The sequence below is a fragment of the Providencia sp. PROV182 genome (assembly GCF_028480325.1).
GTDB lineage: Bacteria > Pseudomonadota > Gammaproteobacteria > Enterobacterales > Enterobacteriaceae > Providencia > Providencia hangzhouensis.
The window spans coordinates 16,485-34,855 of sequence record NZ_JAMPOL010000014.1 but is presented as its reverse complement, the minus strand read 5'-3'; the positions used below and the strand labels follow the sequence as shown (position 1 = coordinate 34,855).

Genomic DNA, 18,371 nt, shown 5'->3' with positions numbered 1-18,371 from the left:
ATACGGAAAACTAGCCTAGTTAAGTGTAATCTTCCTATGCTGCCCATTTTGGTTTAAAGCGTATCAGGTCAATTATTCCTCAATGAAATGCTTTCATTTAGTGAATCAAGCATACAAATGCTCTTTATTCTCGGTATTAAAAGCACAAATTTAACCTAAGCTATATGTGCAACACACAATAATAGTAAGCATTTCCCTTGTTGTTTTGACTGATTTCTTGTGAAAGTGCGAGGTAAAACTCTTGTTTTACTCGTTTTATAGTTCCCAGAAGTGCAATTATTATGTTTTCTTTTTGTTATATTTCATTTTTACCTTGTTGATCTGCAATAGACTTTTGTGTTTTGTTACAATTGGAAACAAGTATAACATATTGTTATTTATACGTTATTTTTGTTGGTGATTGTTGTTTTTTACTCGAAATGTGAGTTATCGATGGCTATCAATATTGTTATTACTCTTAATATGAATAACTTGATTTATTTATGAGTAGATAGCGACCAATAAAAAAAAATTGCAGTTTTTTATATCCTATAACTCTTATTGTGAGTAATTAAAAATACTATTAAATTAAATTAAATTAAATGATAAGAATAAAAAAACCATTGTTAGTTGTTTTTTTGAAGCAAACATTAAAAATGTAAAAAATAAATTAATTTATAAAAATAAGTATATAAAAATACTTAGGAATCAATGAATACCATATAAAATTAATTATAAATGCCTTCATTCCATTATAAATTAAGGCGTTGTTATATTTTTGGGTGTTACCATTGATAGTGGTAATTTATTATTTTTCTTTAATATCAATTAGTTGCATATTATTTGTTTATTTCAAAAAGAATAATAGCTAATATGAATTATGTGTTTTTTATCTTATATGATAATGCAAACTAAAAAAATGAAATATTGATAGGTTTCAGTGGCTTTAATTTATTCTATCGATCGTTACAAACAGTTTTACTTTTATATATTGAAAACTATAATTAACTCAAATTTCGTGTTTTAATTGGTTTGTTCTTTTTTGATTTTTTATATAATCAGTGCAATTTATTATGTGAAATTTTTTGATTTGTAATATAATTTAGCCATTTAATATTTTAGGTTATTTTGGGCTATTGTTGATGATAAATGTAAATCGGATAGTAGGCAGAGAGATTAGAAAAAGAAGAAAGCATTTAGGGCTTTCAGGCATCGAATTAGCTAATCTTGTTGGTGTTAGCCAACAACAGATTTCACGTTATGAAAGGGGTGAGTGCAATATAAATATTGAAAACTTGCACACCCTTGCTAACGCTTTAGATACAGAAATGATTTGCTTTTTTATTGATGATGTTTTTATCAATAAAGAAAGTAATTAATTTAAAAAAATTAAGAGTAATCTAATTATAAAAACATTCATATTTAAAGTTAACTAAATATCTAAAAAAATAAAAATGTAGTGTTTTTATTTTTTTAGTAAAAATCTAACTTTCTTATTTTTACCTTTACATTCTCAGCAAATAAATATCAACCTAGTAATTTATTGATTATTAGGTGATTGGTACATCTGTCGTCTTTTTATAGGAAAATATAAATGAAATTAACTAAGATTGCATTAGCTACAATTATCGCTTCTTCATTTGGTATTGCACAGGCAGCACCTGTAGATCAAGGTAGTGGTGTCATCAATTTTACGGGTAAAGTTATTAATGCACCTTGCTCAATCCCAGGTGACGGTACAATTAACGTTGACCTCGGCCAAGTTGCAAATAAAGTATTAGAAACTGGTAACAAATATAGCCAAAGCGTTCAATATAATATCCAGTTAGAAAACTGTGATTTAGGTGAAGTTAAAGATGCTAGCGATGCAGTTGTCTTCCCTGCAGTTAGCAAAGTTAAAGTAACTTTCACCGGTACTCCAGATACCACAGCGAAAGAATTACTGGCTAATACAGGTACTTCTAAAGGTGTTGGTGTTCGTTTAATCAACGCAGATGGCGCAACAATGAAAGTTGGTGATACCAGTGTTGAGCTGCCATTAGCGGATGGTCCAAATAAATTAGTATTCAGTGCACGTGTTGAAGCAAATGGTAGCAAAGTTGAAACTGGTAGCATCATTTCTCAAGCAACTTACGCTTTAAACTACCTGTAATTTTTTATTTAAAATAACAGGCATGTATTTGCCTGTTATTTTTCTTTCTTTATTTTTATTTTTCTTACAGGGAACATCATGTCTCTATTTCCTCAGTTTAAAATAAATAAAATATTATTTTCGATTGCTTTGGCATTTTCCTTTTCTGGAATGTCTAATGCAGTGGAATTTAATATGAATATTATTGATGCTAAGGATAGAGATAATATTGACTTAAGTCAGTTTTCTAACCCAGACTTTATTCCTGCAGGTGAATATCTAACGGATATTACATTAAATGGTCGAAAATTATCAGGGCAATATTTAATTAAATTTATTGAAGAGAGTAAAGATACCTCAACACTCTGTGTTACACCAGAGATGGTAAATATTTTTGCATTAAAAAAGAAAGTTAAGGAAGAACTTCTGCAAAATAATAATGGCCAGTGTATTGAGCTATCTAAAAATTTAGATATTAATTATCGCTTTGACAAAGCTAACCAGAATATCTTATTTTCTATTCCTCAAGCTTGGTTAGAATATGATGACCCGTACTGGGTTCCACCTTCCCAATGGGAAAATGGAATTATGGGTGCATTTCTTGATTATAACCTGTTTGCCAACTATTCCGCCCCTAAAAATAATAGTGAAACATTCAGTGGTAGTAGTAACGGTACCGCTGGTGTTAACTTAGGGGCTTGGCGTTTCCGCGCTGATTATCAATATCAATATAATCGTTCCCAAGGTAAAACGAATGAACGGTTTGATTGGACTCAGTTATATGCCTTTCGTGCTTTGCCTCAAATGGGTGCAAAAGTTTTACTTGGTGAGTCTTATTTGAAGACTGACTTATTTGATAGTTTTCGCTTTATAGGGGCATCTATTTTTAGTGATAATCGAATGCTTCCACCGTCACTACGTGGTTACGCGCCTCAAGTGACGGGTATCGCTAAAACGAATGCAATGGTGATTATTTCACAGAATGGGCGTGTGATTAAACAAGTTAAAGTCGCTCCAGGGCCATTTAATATTCAAGATATTACTGAAGCGGTACAAGGCACTTTAGATGTCACCATTGAGGAAGAGGACGGTTCAAAAACCACTTATCAAGTGACGGCGGCATCGCTGCCATTTTTAACTCGTCAGGGCCAACTGCTTTATAAATTCACTATGGGTAAATCTGACCCATTTGGCCGCTCGCAGAAAGTTGACCCTAAGTTTATTGTAGGGGAAGCTTCCTATGGTTTATTTGGTGACACATCCATCTTTGGCGGGTTAATTGCTACGGTAGATAATAACAATTACCAAGCGATAAACTTAGGAATAGGGCAAAACATGAATATGTTTGGCGCTATTTCCTTTGATATTACTCGCACTCATGCAAATGTAGATAATTTTGGCTCTTATTCGGGTAACAGCTACCGTTTAAATTATTCTAAACGTTTTGAATCTACCAATTCGCAGGTCACATTTGCAGGTTATAAGTTTTCTGAAAAAGAATTCTTAACTATGCCTCAATACATTGATGCAGCGAATGGTGTGCTTGATTTTAGACGTGACAAAAACGTGTATACTGCGTCTTTTAACCAATATATCAGCCCGTTGGACTTAACTGTCTATTTTAATGCTTCTCACCATCAATTTTGGAATAGTGAATCTACAACAAACTTTGGTATGAGTTTTAGTAAGCTATTTAGTATAGGGCAAATTAAAAACATTTCCGGCACCTTATCACTTAATAAAATTAAATATGAAGAGACGGATGATAATCAAATTTATCTTTCTTTCTCCGTGCCACTTGAAAATGGTGCTTCAGTCAGTTACGACGCTCAATATGCAGATAATGACCATAGCTTTGGCCAATCGGTAGGTTATTACAGCCCGAACGAGAATAATAACTACTGGAGTATGCGTGTTGGTGGTGACCAGCACAAACTTGGACGTGCTGAGCCAAATATCAGCGGTAGTTATCAATATTCATCGCCTTATGGCGTATTGAATGTTAATGCGACAGAAAATGTGAACTCATATCGTGCTTTTGGCGGTAGTTGGTATGGCTCCATGACAGCAACGAAATATGGCGCAGCTATGCACCGTAACGGGACTAACAACGAACCTCGAGTGATGATTGATAGCGACAATGTCGCTGGGATTTCTATTAATAATGGCGAATCTGTCACGAACCGATTTGGGATTGGTGTTGCGACAAGCTTAAATAGTTTTTCTAATTCAGATGTTTACATTGATATGAATACACTGCCTGACGATGTGGATGTCAATGACAACATTATTGGTAAAACATTAACTGAGGGTTCAATTGGTTTTCAGAGAATAAAAGCGAACCAAGGAAAACGTATTTTAGCCGTTATCCGTTTGAATAATGGGAATTATCCACCGCTTGGTACCAGTGTGACTGAGTTAAGTACAGGAAGAGAAGTCGGAATTATTGCAGATAGTGGTGTTGCTTATTTAACGGGTGTGGCTCCAGAAGAAAGCTACATAGTGAAATGGGCTGCTGGCGCAAACCAATGTAGTTTGAATTTACCTAATATTGCCGAAAAAAATCAGGGGAAAGTCCTGATCCCTTGCCAATAAAGGAATGATGTATGAGTAAAAAGTATGTAGTAGCTTTAGGATTTTCATTAGTTTTTGTCGGCATGCAAGTTGCGTCTGCTGCGATTAATATTGACCGTACACGGATCATTTTTCCAGGCAAAGATAAATCAATCAGTTTGGTTATTAATAACCAAAGCAAAACAATGCCCTACTTAGCTCAATCTTGGATGGAAGATGAAAAAGGGAATAAGGTTTCTGAACCTTTTACAGTTTTACCTCCAATGCAACGCGTTGAGCCGAATGCTAAAAACCAAATTAAAATTATTAAAACAGAGGGAATTGATGCTCTTCCACAAGATAGAGAATCTCTGTTCTATTTAAATGTGCGTGAAATTCCACCGGTGACAGATAAAGAAAATGTCGTACAGATTGCGATTCAAAGCCGTCTAAAAATGTTTTATCGACCACCTCAAATCGAAAATAACAGCGATAAAGTATGGGCTAAAGAGCTGAAATATACGCACACAGGTGGGCAATTACTTATTGAAAATCCAACTAAATATTATGTGACATTGGGTTATCTCAGTAATAATAACCAGAAAAATTTTCCTGGTTTTGAAAGTGTGATGATTGCCCCGCTTTCTAAGGAAAGTGTTCCCGTACCAGCAAGCAGTTTTAATCAGTTATATACCGGTTATATGGATGATTACGGTGGCATGAAAATGTTGACTTACCAATGCGCTGCGTCGACCTGCCAGCTGTCAAAAGAGAGCCAATAGGATTTTAGATATGAGAAATTGCTACTTTTCAATATGTCTTTTTATGCTATCTCTATGTGGAAGCCAAGCTTATGCAGATAGTAGCATGATGAGAGGTGATCTTAATTTTACGGGAAATGTGGTGGCATTGCCTTGTAAGATTTCATTTTACTCGATAGATCAAAATATTGAATTAGGACCAATATCTCTGAATTACTTTAATGAAATTGGAGACAGAAGCCCTAAGCATGAAATCAAACTAAAGTTTGATGATTGTATTTTTCCAAAACGCAATCGCGATGATAGGGTTCCGGTTGTTCGGATCATGTTTATTTCAGAACCAACTGAAAGTACAGACCGTAATTTATTTGGTGGTAAAACCATTCTAAATGGTTATGGGATTCGATTAATGGATAAAGATGGCAATATTGTCCCCAATGGTGAATACCGTAGTTATCCAATCTATTTTGATGATAACCAGCAAATTACGATTTATTCCATGCTAGAGAGTTATCTACCAAGAAATGAATTAACAGTGGGTAATATTAAAACGCAAATTACCTTAAATATTACTTACATATAAGGTGTATAAATCATGATACACAAGTTTATTCAAAAATATGGTTTTTATATTTTATTTCTATTCGTTTTTATTAGCCCAAAAACCTTTGCATTAGATTGTGTGGAAAAGGGGACTGGAGTCGTCGAAAAACCCGCAGTTCCTGTAGGTCAATTGGCCATTCCTGCTGATACAACGGCAGGTTCTATTATTTGGCAATCCGACCCTTTAACAGTAACCGTTTATTGTGACAATGTACTTGGTAATGCTGTTGACGTTGTTCATATGTATTTTAATCCGAAATCTCAAAAACTTGGGACAGGGTTATTACTAGGCGCGAATTACCAAGGCCAACAATTGGAACAAAATGAGCAGCGTGTCAACTTAGGGACTCCACCTATTCGCCGCGGAGAGAATGTCACGGTAACAGTGACTTTTACACTATATATCAAAGTGACGGGTATTGTTCCTCCTTCAGGTAACTACACAGGGGATAACCAATTTACGGTTTTCCAGTTTGATGGAAGTGGTGGGATAAACCATACCAATGGTGCAAAAAACTTGAAGTATTCTATTACTGGGTTACGAGGTATTCGCTTTCTCAAGTGTGGGGCTGATATTAAAGTTTACCCAGAGTCACAGCAAATTGACTATGGTCAGTTAATGATCACTGAGCTTAATCAAGGAAAAGAGTTTAAAAAAGATTTTCAGATACAAGCGGTGAAGCGGGGCTGCTTAGATAATTTTTCCATGAATATTAACTTCGAAACTACAGACCCGTTAAATGGAGAGTATGCCATTGATCTAAAAAATGGGACTAATTTAATTATTTCGGATGATAAAGCGGAAAAAATAAAATTTAATTACTTCCAGTTTTTCGGAACACTCCCCTTAGGGAGTACATCGATTACACGTGACTACAGTGCGACGGTTAAAAAGGTGGGAGCGGTAAAAACAGGACCATTTAGCGCCTCAACGATTGTCCGTATTAACTATTATTAACATTAATCCGAAGAGATGGCTAAAAATACATGATGAAAATCAATATATTGATTTTCGGCTGATAACGCAAAGCGGGAAAAATCACACTGTTATCCCACGTTGTCAACAACCAAAGAGCAGGCCAAAAGCCTGCTCTTTGTTATGTTACATCGTTATGTAGTGATATAGGCTAACGAAATTTAGCGCATTCCTTTGCGCTAGAGTGGCAAATCTTATTTAACGCATTTACTGCAAGTCTCATTTTGGACTTGTTCAAAGAAGTTATTGCCTTTGTCATCAACGAGAATGAATGCAGGCAGCCCCTCAACTTCCATTTTCCAAATCGCTTCCATTCCTAATTCTGGATACTCAAGGCAATTTAAACTTTTCACGTATTCTTGAGCGAGAATCGCAGCTGAGCCACCGATACTACCTAAATAAAACCCTCCGTGTTTTTTACATGCATCAGTTACCGCTTGAGTTCGGTTGCCTTTCGCCAACATTAGCATGCTACCTCCGTGGGATTGGAACAGGTCAACATAAGGGTCCATGCGGTTACCGGTTGTCGGACCTAAAGAGCCGGAAACCATATCTTCTGGTTTTTTGGCTGGCCCTGCGTAATACACCATGTGGTCTTTAAAATATTGAGGCAATTCTTCGCCGTTATCTAAACGTTCTTTAAGCTTAGTATGCGCAATATCTCGAGCAATAATCAGAGGCCCGCTGAGAGAAACACGTGTTGATACCGGGTGTTTACTCAGCTCAGCCAAAATATCTTTCATTGGGCGGTTGAGGTCGATATGTACCACTTTTCCTTCAGCTTGGTTACGCATAGATTCAGGAATGTATTGGGCTGGGTTATGCTCCATTTTTTCAAGCCATAAACCGCTTTTGGTAATTTTAGCTTTAATATTACGGTCGGCAGAGCAAGAAATGGCTAAACCGATTGGGCAAGAGGCACCATGACGAGGTAAACGAATAACTCGTACATCGTGAGCAAAATATTTACCACCAAATTGTGCGCCAAAACCAAGATGACGAGAAGCTTCTAATAACTCATTTTCTAGTTCAATATCACGGAAAGCACGGCCGTACTCATTACCTGTGGTTGGCAGGTTGTCGTAGTATTTTGCGGAGGCGAGTTTGGCTGTTTTCAGTGTTGTTTCCGCTGAAGTACCGCCGATAACGAAGGCAATATGGTAAGGCGGGCAAGCTGTTGTTCCTAAGTTACGCATTTTTTCAATTAAGAAATTTTTTAACTTAGCTGGGGTTAATGTTGCTTTTGTTTCTTGGTAAAGTGCTGATTTATTTGCTGAACCGCCGCCTTTGTTAACAAATAGGAAGTGATATTCATCGCCTGTGGTCGCAAAAATGTCAAACTGTGCTGGCAGGTTTGTGCCAGTATTGACTTCATTAAACATATCTAGCGGTGCATTTTGAGAAAAACGCAGGTTTTCGTGTTGGAAGACGTTATAAATCCCTCGAGAAAGGTACTCTTCGTCATTGCAGTCTGTCCAAACTTGCTGGCCTTTTTTCCCAACAACCGCAACTGTTCCTGTATCTTGGCAGTTTGGCAAAATACCTTTTGCAGAAATTTCAGCATTGCGAAGTAATTGTAACGCCACGTATTTGTCGTTTTCGCTGGCTTCTGGGTCTTGTAAGATAGCGGCGACTTGTTTCTGGTGCGCAGCTCTTAAAAAAAACTGGGATTCATAAATTGCGTGTTCTGCAAGGAGAGTTAATGCCTCAGGTTCTATCTTTAAAATTTGCTTACCAGCAAATTGTTCTACAGAAACATATTTATCAGAGACTTGGAAATACTCAGTTTTATCCTCAGATAATGGATAAGGTTCTTGGTAAAAAAACTCTTTATTAGCCATTTTGCTCACTCACATATTAATTTCAGTGGAATTTCCAAAGGTAATCACCCGAAGGCTTATGTTTATTCTTTAATTGATTTAACTCGAAAGATACAAAGTAAAATTTATAGGTGTAATAATGAAACAAAAATCACAAAATAAGTCACTAAAAGTTACAGTTTAGATTGAAATTATATCAATTTGATTATTATATTCAAAGAGATGCAAAGAATAATATGATATTGGTTAAATTTATTGAGATAAAAAATAAGGATTAATGAAAATTAGATTTAAATCACATAATAATATTATCAACTACGACTTTAATTATTTGTTATAGATGTTACCAGTTATTGCCTTTGTTCTATATATAATCACGATATATATCTACTGGATATAACTACCATCAAAACTCGACGAGTTAGTTATGGTAAAGGCTTATTGTATTTTTATCTCGCATGAAGTTTTAAAATTTATATCATTAAATATATGAATTAAAAAATTAAAAATAATAAAAACTATTAATTCCATAATTATTATTATTTTTATTGTGAATTGTTTTAACTCTATGAATTTCATTGAATTTGACTTAAGTTTTATCTTCGAATGTATCATGTAAATCTATAGATATGGACAGACTGATTCTATATATCGCTATGTCGCTTATTTTTCTCAAAAATCTGTTTTATTTATTGAGAATTCATAATGAAAGGCAAACGAAGTTGTGAAAATGGCTTTCAATTTGCAAAAACAGTGTTTATCATGCATGCCTTATGAAGTTTAAATGGCGCTACTGGTTTTGGGCTTTGCTGGGGAAATTATTTACTTATGTTACTTAAGTTGACAGAGTAAACCTCCGACAAGCTTATACAGTCTTTAACGGTGGCGGTTCTATCTGCATTATTCCTAGGGATAGAGTGTATAATAAATGACTGAGACAACCTCTCTGACACCACTCATTGAATTAAAATCTTTAAGTAAAGGTTTTGATGGCAAACAAATTATTTCTGAGCTTGACTTAACCATTCAGAACGGTGAGTTTTTGACCATTCTGGGGCCTTCTGGTTGCGGTAAAACGACTGTTTTACGTCTTATTGCAGGGCTAGAAGATGCCGATGGCGGTCAAATTATTCTTGATGGTCAAGATATTACGGATATTCCAGCGGAAAACCGTTTTGTAAATACCGTCTTTCAAAGCTACGCTTTATTTCCTCATATGACAGTCTTCGATAACGTGGCATTTGGCCTGCGCATGCAAAAAACGCCTGCGGCTGAAATCCAAAAACGTGTCGACCAAGCCTTGCGTATGGTGCAGCTAGAAGATTTTGCTGAGCGTAGACCCAACCAACTGTCTGGTGGTCAACAACAACGCGTGGCGATAGCCCGTGCGGTAGTGAATCGCCCGAAAGTCCTACTACTGGATGAATCATTGTCTGCGCTTGATTATAAACTGCGCAAACAAATGCAAAATGAGCTAAAAGCGCTTCAACGAAAACTGGGGATCACGTTTATTTTTGTGACCCACGACCAAGAAGAAGCCTTGGCCATGTCTGACCGTATCATTGTGATGCGTGAAGGGAAAATTGAGCAAGACGGTACTCCTCGCGAAATCTATGAGGAACCGAAAAATCTGTTTGTAGCTCAATTTATTGGTGAAATTAATATTTTTGATGCGAAAGTATTGTATCGCATTGATGATAAACGTATTCGAGCCAATGTTGAAGGGCATGAATGTGATATTTTCACTGAGCTCTCTGTCAAAGAAGGGCAACACGTCAGTGTGTTATTACGTCCTGAAGACTTGCGCGTTGAAGAAGTGAATGATGCAGATAACCATCCGGGGCTGATTGGCTACGTTCGTGAGCGTAACTATAAAGGCATGACGTTAGACTCAGTGGTTGAAATGGAAGATGGCAAAATTGTCATGGTTAGCGAATTCTTTAATGAAGATGACCCCGATGTCGACCACTCCCTTAACCAAAAAGTTGCTGTGACTTGGGTTGAAAGTTGGGAGGTAGTTCTGGATGATCATTCGTAAACATAAAATTTTGCAGAACGTTATTATCACTGGGGTGGTCGCCTGGCTGCTGCTATTCGTCTTCTTGCCTAATATCATGATTATTGGCACTAGCTTTTTGACGCGTAGCGACACCAACTTAGTTGACTTAGTTTTTACGTGGGATAACTACGTTCGCTTGTCTGACCCGATGTATGCAGAGGTCATGCTGCACTCGCTCAATATGGCGGTGATCGCAACCTTTTTCTGTTTAGTTATTGGCTATCCATTTGCCTTTATATTGGCAAAGCTACCTAAACGGGTGCAACCTTTGATGCTGTTTCTGTTAATTGTGCCATTTTGGACCAATTCATTGATTCGTATCTATGGGTTAAAAGTTTTTCTCAGTACCAAAGGGTACTTAAATGACTTTTTACTGTGGGTTGGTGTTATCGATAAACCGTTGAAAATTATGTATACACCTGAAGCCGTCATACTAGGTCTCATTTATATATTGTTGCCGTTTATGGTGATGCCGCTGTATTCAAGTATTGAAAAGCTGGATAAGTCATATATAGAAGCTGCAAGAGATCTCGGTGCGAATAAATTTCAACGGTTTGTGAAAATCATCATTCCTTTAACGATGCCAGGTATTATAGCAGGCTGTTTGCTGGTTTTATTACCGGCAATGGGGCTGTTCTATGTCGCGGATTTAATGGGTGGTGCGAAAAATCTACTGATCGGTAACGTAATTAAGAGCCAGTTCTTAAATATTCGTGATTGGCCATTCGGGGCAGCAACCAGCATTTTCCTCACGGTGATGATGGGGTTATTGCTGTATGTGTATTACCGAGCAGCTAAGCTTCTGAATAAAAAGGCATATGAAGAATGATCGGACGTACTCTGCGTGGTGGTTTTATGGCCATCATCTACGCTTATCTTTATATTCCAATCATCATTTTGATTGTTAATTCCTTTAATGAGTCGCGTTTTGGTATTCAGTGGCAAGGTTTTTCAACCAAATGGTATGAATTACTAGCTAATAACGATAGCTTATTAGAAGCTGCGGGGCATTCATTAACCATGGCGGTTTTGTCAGCGACTTTCGCGACAGCCATTGGCACATTAACCGCTGTTGCATTATTTCGCTATCGCTTTAGAGGAAAACCTTTTGTTGGTGGCATGTTATTTGTGGTCATGATGTCCCCTGATATCGTCATGGCGATTTCGTTATTGGTTCTATTTATGATCCTTGGGGTCTCGCTAGGTTTTTGGTCATTGCTTTTTTCCCATATTACATTCTGTCTACCCTTTGTAGTGGTGACGGTGTATGCAAGGTTAAAGGACTTTGATGTGAAGATGCTAGAAGCTGCACGTGACCTCGGTGCGGGTGAGTTTACCATCTTAAGGAAAATCATTTTGCCATTAGCGCTCCCTGCGGTTGTGGCAGGGTGGCTACTGAGTTTTACATTGTCGATGGACGATGTGGTGGTTTCGTCATTTGTTACGGGGCCAAGTTATGAGATTTTACCATTGAAAATATATTCAATGGTAAAAGTCGGGGTCTCCCCAGAAGTAAACGCATTGGCGACAGTATTGTTGATTATGTCTTTACTGCTCGTTTGTTTAAGCCAATGGGTGATGCGGGATAAATACTCGAAAAAAGCGAAATCATAAATGAGTGATGGTGTTGGTTTTTTCTATAACAGCGCCTTTTTGATGCCATACGGCTAGAGGGTGGGCTTTATTTAGCCTATAAGATATATACCCTAAATAATTCAAGTGGTTACTTGATGCATTAAGGGATAAAAACACTTTGTTGAGGGAAACTCAGTAATGAAAAAATGGTCCTATCTACTGGCAGCAGGGTTAATGGCTGCAAGTATTGGCACGGCAACTGCCGCTGACGATAACAAAGACGTACTGTATTTCTATAACTGGACAGAATATGTTCCCCCCGGTTTATTAGAGCAATTTACCAAAGAAACGGGCATCAAGGTGATTTACTCCACCTATGAATCAAACGAAAGCATGTATACCAAGTTAAAGACCTATAAAGAAGGGGCTTATGACTTGGTGGTGCCTTCTACTTATTTTATTGCCAAAATGAGTAAAGAAGGAATGCTACAAAAGATTGATCAAAGCAAATTAACCAATTTTAAAAACCTTGACCCAAACTTAATCCATAAAGAATTTGACCCGAATAATGATTATTCAGTGCCTTATATTTGGGGGGCGACAGGGATAGGTATTAATGGTGAAGCTGTTGACCCACAGTCTGTCACCTCGTGGGCGGATTTTTGGAAACCTGAGTATAAAAATAGCTTGCTGATGATGGATGATGCACGGGAAGTTTTCCAAGTTGCGCTCACTAAATTAGGTTATTCAGGTAATACGACTGATCCGAAACAAATTGAAGAGGCGTATAAAGAGCTGCAAAAATTACGCCCAAATATTTTAGCCTTTAACTCTGACAACCCAGCAACACCATTTATTGAAGGTGAGGTTGATGTGGGAATGTTGTGGAATGGCTCTGCATTCGTCGCGCGGCAAGCTGGCTTACCGATTGAAGTGGTGTGGCCAAAAGAAGGTGGGATTTTCTGGATGGATAGCTTAGCTATTCCTGCTAACGCCAAAAATGTGGAAGGGGCCCATAAGTTAATTAATTTCTTATTGCGTCCAGAAATTGCAGCTCAAGTGGCTGAATCTATTGGTTACCCAACACCAAATTTAGAAGCTAAAAAATTATTACCTGCTGAAATTGCTAATGACCCATCACTTTACCCAAGTGAAGAAGTTCTGCAAAAAGGCGAATGGCAAAGTGATGTGGGGAATACTAATATTATTTATGAAGAGTATTTCCAAAAGCTAAAAGCAGGACGTTAATTATTGTTTTAGTCGCAAGCTAAATAGGGTTTGAAGATAATAAAAAGGCATCACGATTGTGATGCCTCAGACTGCTGACAAACATATTATGTTTGGCGGCAAGTCGAATAGGTTTTGAAAATAAATTAGGAAAATCAATTTATTGATTTTCGGCTGATAACACAAAGTGGGAAAAACCACGCTTTTATCCCGCTTTGTCAACAACCTCAGGCATCACGATTGTGATGCCTTTTTTAATGGCTAACGTTTGGCATTATGACCAACAAACTTCACAAAGGTATCTGCCCACGGTTGTAGGAAATCTTTACTTTTGGGTGAAATATTACCTTGTTCATCAACCATTCCTTCATACCACTTCAAATAGCACTCTGGTTGGTTCATTGTCGGCATATTCAAAAATGCCAAGCTATTACGCAAATGTTGTTGTGCAATAGCCGTACTAATATTGCCAATAGATACCCCTAGTACTCCAGCAGGGATGCCATCCCATGAATTATCTCCCCATGGGCGAGAGCCTTGGTCAATCGCATTTTTCAATACGCCAGGCATTGAACGGTTATATTCTGGGGTGGCGAAAATAATGCCATCACAGGCTTTAATTTGAGATTTGAAATTAGCCACAACAGGAGACACATTTTGGTCTGCATCTTGGTTATAGAGAGGGAGTTCACCAATATTGATAAATTTAAACGTGAAATTTGTGGGGAATAATTTAGTCATGGCTTTAGCGACAACTAAATTATATGAATCAGCGCGCAAACTACCCACAATGACACCAATATTGTATTGATTTGACATGATAAAACCTCTTTCACGGGGAGTTAATTAGGAATACTGCAAACCGTTATTTATTGAATAGAGAATTGTTCCACTCTCACTATTAAACATCATAATCTGAGGATGTGCAAAACTAAGTGAAATTAAAATAGATAACTAAATATCAAAAATATTTGATATTTTTAAATTAATTATGGGGTTACAACTTATCATAATTCGATATTGTGAGTCCTCTTCCACTATTTAGATTTACCCATGAACAAATCAGGGTTACTTGATTTTAGTCAAAATGAAACATACCGACTGGTCGGTATCATTCATCGCATGAATAAATCTGCTCAGCATAGAAAAAAAGATCCTATTAAGCTTCAAGTGGAGTTACTGAAAGCTGCTCGTATTATTGCTGGCAGAGAAGGGATCTCTTCACTCTCACTTAATGCAGTGGCAAGGGAAGCGGGTGTTAGCAAAGGCGGGTTAATGCACCACTTCCCAACGAAGCAAGAGCTTATTCATGCACTGTTTGTGCAATTGCTGGGGATTATGGATGAGAGAATACATACCATTATGGATAATGACCCAAATCCCTATGGGCGTTTTTCTCGTGCTTATTTGCACTATATTGGTGAGTTAAAAGAATCTGATGAAAGTTTTCAGCTCGCGTTATTGTCTTTGGCTATGCCAACTGAGCCAGTGTTACGTCAGTGCTGGCGAGATTGGGTAACCAACCATTTGGAAAAGGGGGATGAGTTCGATAACAGTTATTTAGGCGCGTTAGTGCGTTATGCGGCTGATGGGTTGTGGCTTTCGTCATTGACTGAGGGAGAAACGTTATCACAGCAAGAACGTGATGCGATTGTTAGTCGGCTAACGACAATATCATTTGAACAAATTCCATAAGTAAAAATAGCACGTAAGTAAAAATAATAGTGGTAATGATAGTGCAATTTTATTCATAAAATAAGCACATGAGGCGACAGTGAAATATAAAATCAATGCTTTCATTCTATATGATGCAGTTGATGGCACTTTATCTTTAAAAGAAGATGAGGTGGATGCACAACTGTCGATAACGGCTAATGCGTTGTTGTTTTATTTTATTCAACACAGAGGTGTTGTTTCCCGAGATGAGGTGTTAAAAGCGGTATGGGATGATAATGGATTAGTTTCATCGAACAGTAATTTAAACCAATATCTAAGTATATTAAGAAAAGCATTTCGTCCATATGGTATTGAAAATATTATTGTGACGGTGGCGAGGGGGCGATTAGAGTTTAATTCAGATGTTTCACTTGAATTAATTGATGATATTAAAATTCCTCCCTCTGAGTTAATCCCTAGCTTAAGTGAAATAGAAGAGGCTAAGGTTGTTTTATCTCCAATTCCCAAACCTATCTCTGAGCCTGTAGACCTCAAAAAAATAGAATCAACATTGACGCTAGAAAAAAAAGAAATCTGTTGGTATCTCGCTAGCGGTGTCTTTTTACTGTGTTCCGTTTTACTCGCGGTCATGGCTTATTTATCAAACCAGCCGTCAGTACCGATTAAGATGACAGTACTTGAGCACACTAATTGTGATGTGCTATCGAATGAAAAAATGATCAATAACTCTGTCGCACTAAACTATGTACAAAATTTTGATAAGGTTAGAAATAACTTAAATTTAGCCTGTGCCGAGAAAGAACGGTTTGTTTTTTTCTATGGAGATAAATTGCAGACTAATGGATTGGGTCGAGTATTTCTTGCGCATTGTGCAGTAAATGAAGATAACCCATTTAGCTATTGCGATAATTACTTTTACTATTCTTGGAAACCATCATGAAGATATCAGGAAAAGTATTATGCTTACTGAGCTTTTTGCTATTTATTATTGTTGTGATTTACACTCAATCGGTCTTACTTTCCAATAAACAAGATGGTTTATTAATGTGCTCGACAAAAGGCATTATGCGTTTTGAAAATATGCAGGATGAAAACGTTAATGGCAATATTCATTTCAATTTTGGTGCCAATGGCAAAGGAGCCATCGTTGTTGAAGGATATACCGATTCTAAAGCGGGCTGGTTGTACTTACAGCGCTATGTGAAATTTAGTTATACAACAAAACGAGTTTCTCCCACAGAGCGCCATTATAATATCAGTCAATGGGAAGCGAGTGCTTCTTCTATTGATGAATCACCAGATGTGATATTTGATTACTTTATGCGAGAAATGTCAGATAGCCATGACGGGCTATTTCTTAATGCCCAAAAGCTCAATGACAAAGCTTTATTACTCAGTTCAATTAACTCTCCACTTTATATCTGCACGTTAAAGCCTGGCAGCAAATTTGATTAATTCAGTTCTCATTAAATAAATAAGCTTAGCGGTGAAGCCGTTCACTTCATCGTTAACTGACAATCCCACTTCCCTTTATTTCCTATTTTGTCGTATTCCCTGCTGTAGTATTCACAAACTGCAATATCCTCAATTTAGCTATAAATTGACATCATGACAGGTAGACTATCTCTTGGTTAGAACCTAACTCGCGGATATCTGATGTAGGCAAAGCTTATAACCTAGTGAGCAGACCCACAGTTATCATTTCACAAATTACCCCCCTTTATCAGCTCAATAATATTTTATTAACAATCTACCTAGCTAACGCTAAATCTTTATTTAGCCCATTTTTATCTGCAACACAGATGCGTGAATTTTTAATTTTTTCAGTATGAATATGTAAATAGCTTAATTAATTACTCTAATTTTCAGGTTAAAAGACTAAATATTTTCGTTTTGTGGATTTATATTTTGTTTTTATTTTTCGGTTCTATAGTGAGTTTGAAGCCAAAGGCTGCGTTCATTCAATAGATCACCGCGCAGACACCATTGGCGTAAATGATTACCCAGATATTTCAAGGGACATGTACTCGGACACATTAGCTTGGAATATCGAAGGTAAAGAAAAAATAAAGAAGGCTTCTCGGAGGAAACAACAATGGGTGATGCATTAGGTCTTATTGAAACAAAAGGTCTGGTGGCTTGTATCGAAGCGGCTGATGCGATGTGCAAAGCGGCGAATGTAGAGCTAATTGGTTACGAAAATGTCGGTTCAGGCCTCGTTACTGCAATGGTTAAAGGCGATGTCGGAGCAGTCAAGGCAGCCGTCGATTCAGGTGTTGAATCAGCACAGCGTGTTGGTGAAGTTGTGACTTCACTAGTCATTGCTCGTCCACACAACGATATCAATAAAATCGTTATTAAGCATAAGGCATAACTTTTTCCGGAGGAAAAAACATGGGTGACGCATTAGGTCTTATTGAAACTCAAGGGTTAGTGGCTTGTATTGAAGCTGCAGATTCGATGTGTAAAGCCGCAAATGTTGTGCTGATTGGTTATGAAAATGTTGGGTCAGGTTTAGTTACCGCCATGGTCAAAGGCGATGTAGGTGCGGTGAAAGCTGCCGTGGATTCAGGTGTTGAATCCGCCTCTCGTATTGGCACCGTCGTGACATCACTGGTTATCGCTCGTCCTCATAGTGATATTCAGAAAATCGTCGCCCAGTATAAAGTCACGGAATAAAACAGGAAATTACTTATGAAAGAAGCACTTGGTCTAATTGAAACCAAAGGTTTAGTGGCTTGTATTGAAGCTGCTGATGCCATGTGTAAAGCCGCAAATGTTGAGTTAATCGGTTATGAAAATGTTGGCTCAGGTCTGGTAACAGCGATGGTTAAAGGCGATGTCGGTGCCGTTAACGCAGCGGTTGAGTCAGGTGTTGAGGCTGCAAAACGTATCGGAACCGTGGTGACTTCACGCGTGATTGCGAGACCACACAACGATATTGGCAAAATTGCACAGCAACACAAAGCCTAAGTAATTGGCTGATAAAGCCAATCACACGACAAGTTAA

General features: G+C 37.4%; 18 protein-coding genes. 16 read left to right on the top strand and 2 right to left on the bottom strand.

All coding sequences use genetic code 11. The features are described 5' to 3' along the window. The first annotated feature begins 1,121 nt into the window (after positions 1-1,121). The 6 genes from PR834_RS12905 (at position 1,122) to PR834_RS12880 (ending at position 6,985) form a co-directional block, all read left to right on the top strand. Positions 1,122-1,358: a helix-turn-helix domain-containing protein gene (locus PR834_RS12905; protein WP_004259130.1), complete on the top strand. Its 237-nt coding sequence runs from the start codon at positions 1,122-1,124 to the stop codon at positions 1,356-1,358. A 215-nt stretch (positions 1,359-1,573) separates the two neighbouring features. Continuing rightward, positions 1,574-2,131 (top strand): fimbrial protein, encoded by a 558-nt coding sequence (locus tag PR834_RS12900; protein ID WP_112307528.1) that lies wholly within the window; start codon positions 1,574-1,576, stop codon positions 2,129-2,131. A gap of 78 nt (positions 2,132-2,209) precedes the next feature. Beyond that, complete coding sequence (locus tag PR834_RS12895; RefSeq protein ID WP_094961562.1) at positions 2,210-4,705, top strand: fimbria/pilus outer membrane usher protein; 2,496 nt, start codon at positions 2,210-2,212, stop codon at positions 4,703-4,705. 11 nt (positions 4,706-4,716) lie between these two features. Then, complete coding sequence (locus PR834_RS12890; RefSeq protein WP_004259120.1) at positions 4,717-5,445, top strand: fimbrial biogenesis chaperone; 729 nt, start codon at positions 4,717-4,719, stop codon at positions 5,443-5,445. A 10-nt stretch (positions 5,446-5,455) separates the two neighbouring features. Continuing rightward, the gene (locus PR834_RS12885) at positions 5,456-6,007 is read left to right on the top strand and encodes a fimbrial protein (protein ID WP_036958054.1); all 552 of its coding nucleotides are present in this window, start codon (positions 5,456-5,458) and stop codon (positions 6,005-6,007) included. 12 nt (positions 6,008-6,019) lie between these two features. Further along, positions 6,020-6,985, top strand: a complete 966-nt coding sequence (locus PR834_RS12880) for a fimbrial protein (RefSeq protein ID WP_004259112.1) — start codon at positions 6,020-6,022, stop codon at positions 6,983-6,985. Positions 6,986-7,197: 212 nt separating this feature from the next. Here PR834_RS12880 and PR834_RS12875 read toward each other — a convergent pair whose 3' ends face one another. Continuing rightward, positions 7,198-8,844 (bottom strand): fumarate hydratase, encoded by a 1,647-nt coding sequence (locus PR834_RS12875; protein WP_004259110.1) that lies wholly within the window; start codon positions 8,842-8,844, stop codon positions 7,198-7,200. A 907-nt stretch (positions 8,845-9,751) separates the two neighbouring features. Between PR834_RS12875 and potA the strand changes: the two genes are divergently transcribed. The 4 genes from potA to potD all read left to right on the top strand — a co-directional run bounded on the left by potA (position 9,752) and on the right by potD (position 13,705). Continuing rightward, positions 9,752-10,861, top strand: a complete 1,110-nt coding sequence (gene potA, locus PR834_RS12870; protein WP_004259102.1) for a spermidine/putrescine ABC transporter ATP-binding protein PotA — start codon at positions 9,752-9,754, stop codon at positions 10,859-10,861. After that, positions 10,848-11,711 carry a spermidine/putrescine ABC transporter permease PotB gene (gene potB / locus PR834_RS12865; RefSeq protein ID WP_004259100.1) on the top strand — a complete coding sequence of 288 codons (864 nt, stop codon included), beginning with the start codon at positions 10,848-10,850 and terminating at the stop codon, positions 11,709-11,711. Before potA ends, potB begins: the two co-directional genes overlap by 14 nt. After that, positions 11,708-12,496 (top strand): spermidine/putrescine ABC transporter permease PotC, encoded by a 789-nt coding sequence (gene potC / locus PR834_RS12860; RefSeq protein ID WP_004259098.1) that lies wholly within the window; start codon positions 11,708-11,710, stop codon positions 12,494-12,496. The genes potB and potC overlap by 4 nt, the downstream gene beginning before the upstream one ends. 159 nt (positions 12,497-12,655) lie before the next feature. Continuing rightward, on the top strand, positions 12,656-13,705 hold the full coding sequence (potD, locus tag PR834_RS12855) for a spermidine/putrescine ABC transporter substrate-binding protein PotD (protein ID WP_094961560.1): 1,050 nt from the start codon (positions 12,656-12,658) through the stop codon (positions 13,703-13,705). Positions 13,706-13,945: 240 nt separating this feature from the next. Here the strand turns inward: potD and PR834_RS12850 are convergent, their stop codons facing one another. Next, complete coding sequence (locus tag PR834_RS12850; protein WP_094961559.1) at positions 13,946-14,503, bottom strand: NADPH-dependent FMN reductase; 558 nt, start codon at positions 14,501-14,503, stop codon at positions 13,946-13,948. A gap of 303 nt (positions 14,504-14,806) precedes the next feature. On the opposite strand from PR834_RS12850, the gene PR834_RS12845 reads away from it, so the two are divergent. The 6 genes from PR834_RS12845 to PR834_RS12820 all read left to right on the top strand — a co-directional run bounded on the left by PR834_RS12845 (position 14,807) and on the right by PR834_RS12820 (position 18,334). After that, positions 14,807-15,379: a TetR/AcrR family transcriptional regulator gene (locus tag PR834_RS12845; RefSeq protein ID WP_036958231.1), complete on the top strand. Its 573-nt coding sequence runs from the start codon at positions 14,807-14,809 to the stop codon at positions 15,377-15,379. 79 nt (positions 15,380-15,458) lie between these two features. Continuing rightward, positions 15,459-16,301 (top strand): transcriptional regulator, encoded by an 843-nt coding sequence (locus PR834_RS12840; RefSeq protein ID WP_262961032.1) that lies wholly within the window; start codon positions 15,459-15,461, stop codon positions 16,299-16,301. Beyond that, a complete protein-coding gene (locus PR834_RS12835; protein ID WP_004259073.1) occupies positions 16,298-16,816 on the top strand; it encodes a FidL-like protein in 519 nt (172 codons plus the stop codon). The genes PR834_RS12840 and PR834_RS12835 overlap by 4 nt, the downstream gene beginning before the upstream one ends. Positions 16,817-17,456: 640 nt before the next feature. Further along, the gene (locus PR834_RS12830; RefSeq protein WP_004249182.1) at positions 17,457-17,735 is read left to right on the top strand and encodes a BMC domain-containing protein; all 279 of its coding nucleotides are present in this window, start codon (positions 17,457-17,459) and stop codon (positions 17,733-17,735) included. Between the two features lie 20 nt (positions 17,736-17,755). Further along, a complete protein-coding gene (locus tag PR834_RS12825) occupies positions 17,756-18,040 on the top strand; it encodes a BMC domain-containing protein (protein WP_004259066.1) in 285 nt (94 codons plus the stop codon). A gap of 15 nt (positions 18,041-18,055) precedes the next feature. Continuing rightward, the gene (locus PR834_RS12820; protein WP_004259063.1) at positions 18,056-18,334 is read left to right on the top strand and encodes a BMC domain-containing protein; all 279 of its coding nucleotides are present in this window, start codon (positions 18,056-18,058) and stop codon (positions 18,332-18,334) included. Positions 18,335-18,371 lie beyond the last annotated feature (37 nt).

What these genes read in the sequence shown, in the direction of transcription:
- PR834_RS12905 (WP_004259130.1), top strand. Translation starts at nt 1,122, where the DNA reads ATGATAAATGTAAATCGGATAGTAGGCAGAGAGATTAGAAAAAGAAGA.
- PR834_RS12900 (WP_112307528.1), top strand. Translation starts at nt 1,574, where the DNA reads ATGAAATTAACTAAGATTGCATTAGCTACAATTATCGCTTCTTCATTT.
- PR834_RS12895 (WP_094961562.1), top strand. Translation starts at nt 2,210, where the DNA reads ATGTCTCTATTTCCTCAGTTTAAAATAAATAAAATATTATTTTCGATT.
- PR834_RS12890 (WP_004259120.1), top strand. Translation starts at nt 4,717, where the DNA reads ATGAGTAAAAAGTATGTAGTAGCTTTAGGATTTTCATTAGTTTTTGTC.
- PR834_RS12885 (WP_036958054.1), top strand. Translation starts at nt 5,456, where the DNA reads ATGAGAAATTGCTACTTTTCAATATGTCTTTTTATGCTATCTCTATGT.
- PR834_RS12880 (WP_004259112.1), top strand. Translation starts at nt 6,020, where the DNA reads ATGATACACAAGTTTATTCAAAAATATGGTTTTTATATTTTATTTCTA.
- PR834_RS12875 (WP_004259110.1), bottom strand. Translation starts at nt 8,844, where the DNA reads ATGGCTAATAAAGAGTTTTTTTACCAAGAACCTTATCCATTATCTGAG.
- potA (WP_004259102.1), top strand. Translation starts at nt 9,752, where the DNA reads ATGACTGAGACAACCTCTCTGACACCACTCATTGAATTAAAATCTTTA.
- potB (WP_004259100.1), top strand. Translation starts at nt 10,848, where the DNA reads ATGATCATTCGTAAACATAAAATTTTGCAGAACGTTATTATCACTGGG.
- potC (WP_004259098.1), top strand. Translation starts at nt 11,708, where the DNA reads ATGATCGGACGTACTCTGCGTGGTGGTTTTATGGCCATCATCTACGCT.
- potD (WP_094961560.1), top strand. Translation starts at nt 12,656, where the DNA reads ATGAAAAAATGGTCCTATCTACTGGCAGCAGGGTTAATGGCTGCAAGT.
- PR834_RS12850 (WP_094961559.1), bottom strand. Translation starts at nt 14,503, where the DNA reads ATGTCAAATCAATACAATATTGGTGTCATTGTGGGTAGTTTGCGCGCT.
- PR834_RS12845 (WP_036958231.1), top strand. Translation starts at nt 14,807, where the DNA reads ATGAATAAATCTGCTCAGCATAGAAAAAAAGATCCTATTAAGCTTCAA.
- PR834_RS12835 (WP_004259073.1), top strand. Translation starts at nt 16,298, where the DNA reads ATGAAGATATCAGGAAAAGTATTATGCTTACTGAGCTTTTTGCTATTT.
- PR834_RS12830 (WP_004249182.1), top strand. Translation starts at nt 17,457, where the DNA reads ATGGGTGATGCATTAGGTCTTATTGAAACAAAAGGTCTGGTGGCTTGT.
- PR834_RS12825 (WP_004259066.1), top strand. Translation starts at nt 17,756, where the DNA reads ATGGGTGACGCATTAGGTCTTATTGAAACTCAAGGGTTAGTGGCTTGT.
- PR834_RS12820 (WP_004259063.1), top strand. Translation starts at nt 18,056, where the DNA reads ATGAAAGAAGCACTTGGTCTAATTGAAACCAAAGGTTTAGTGGCTTGT.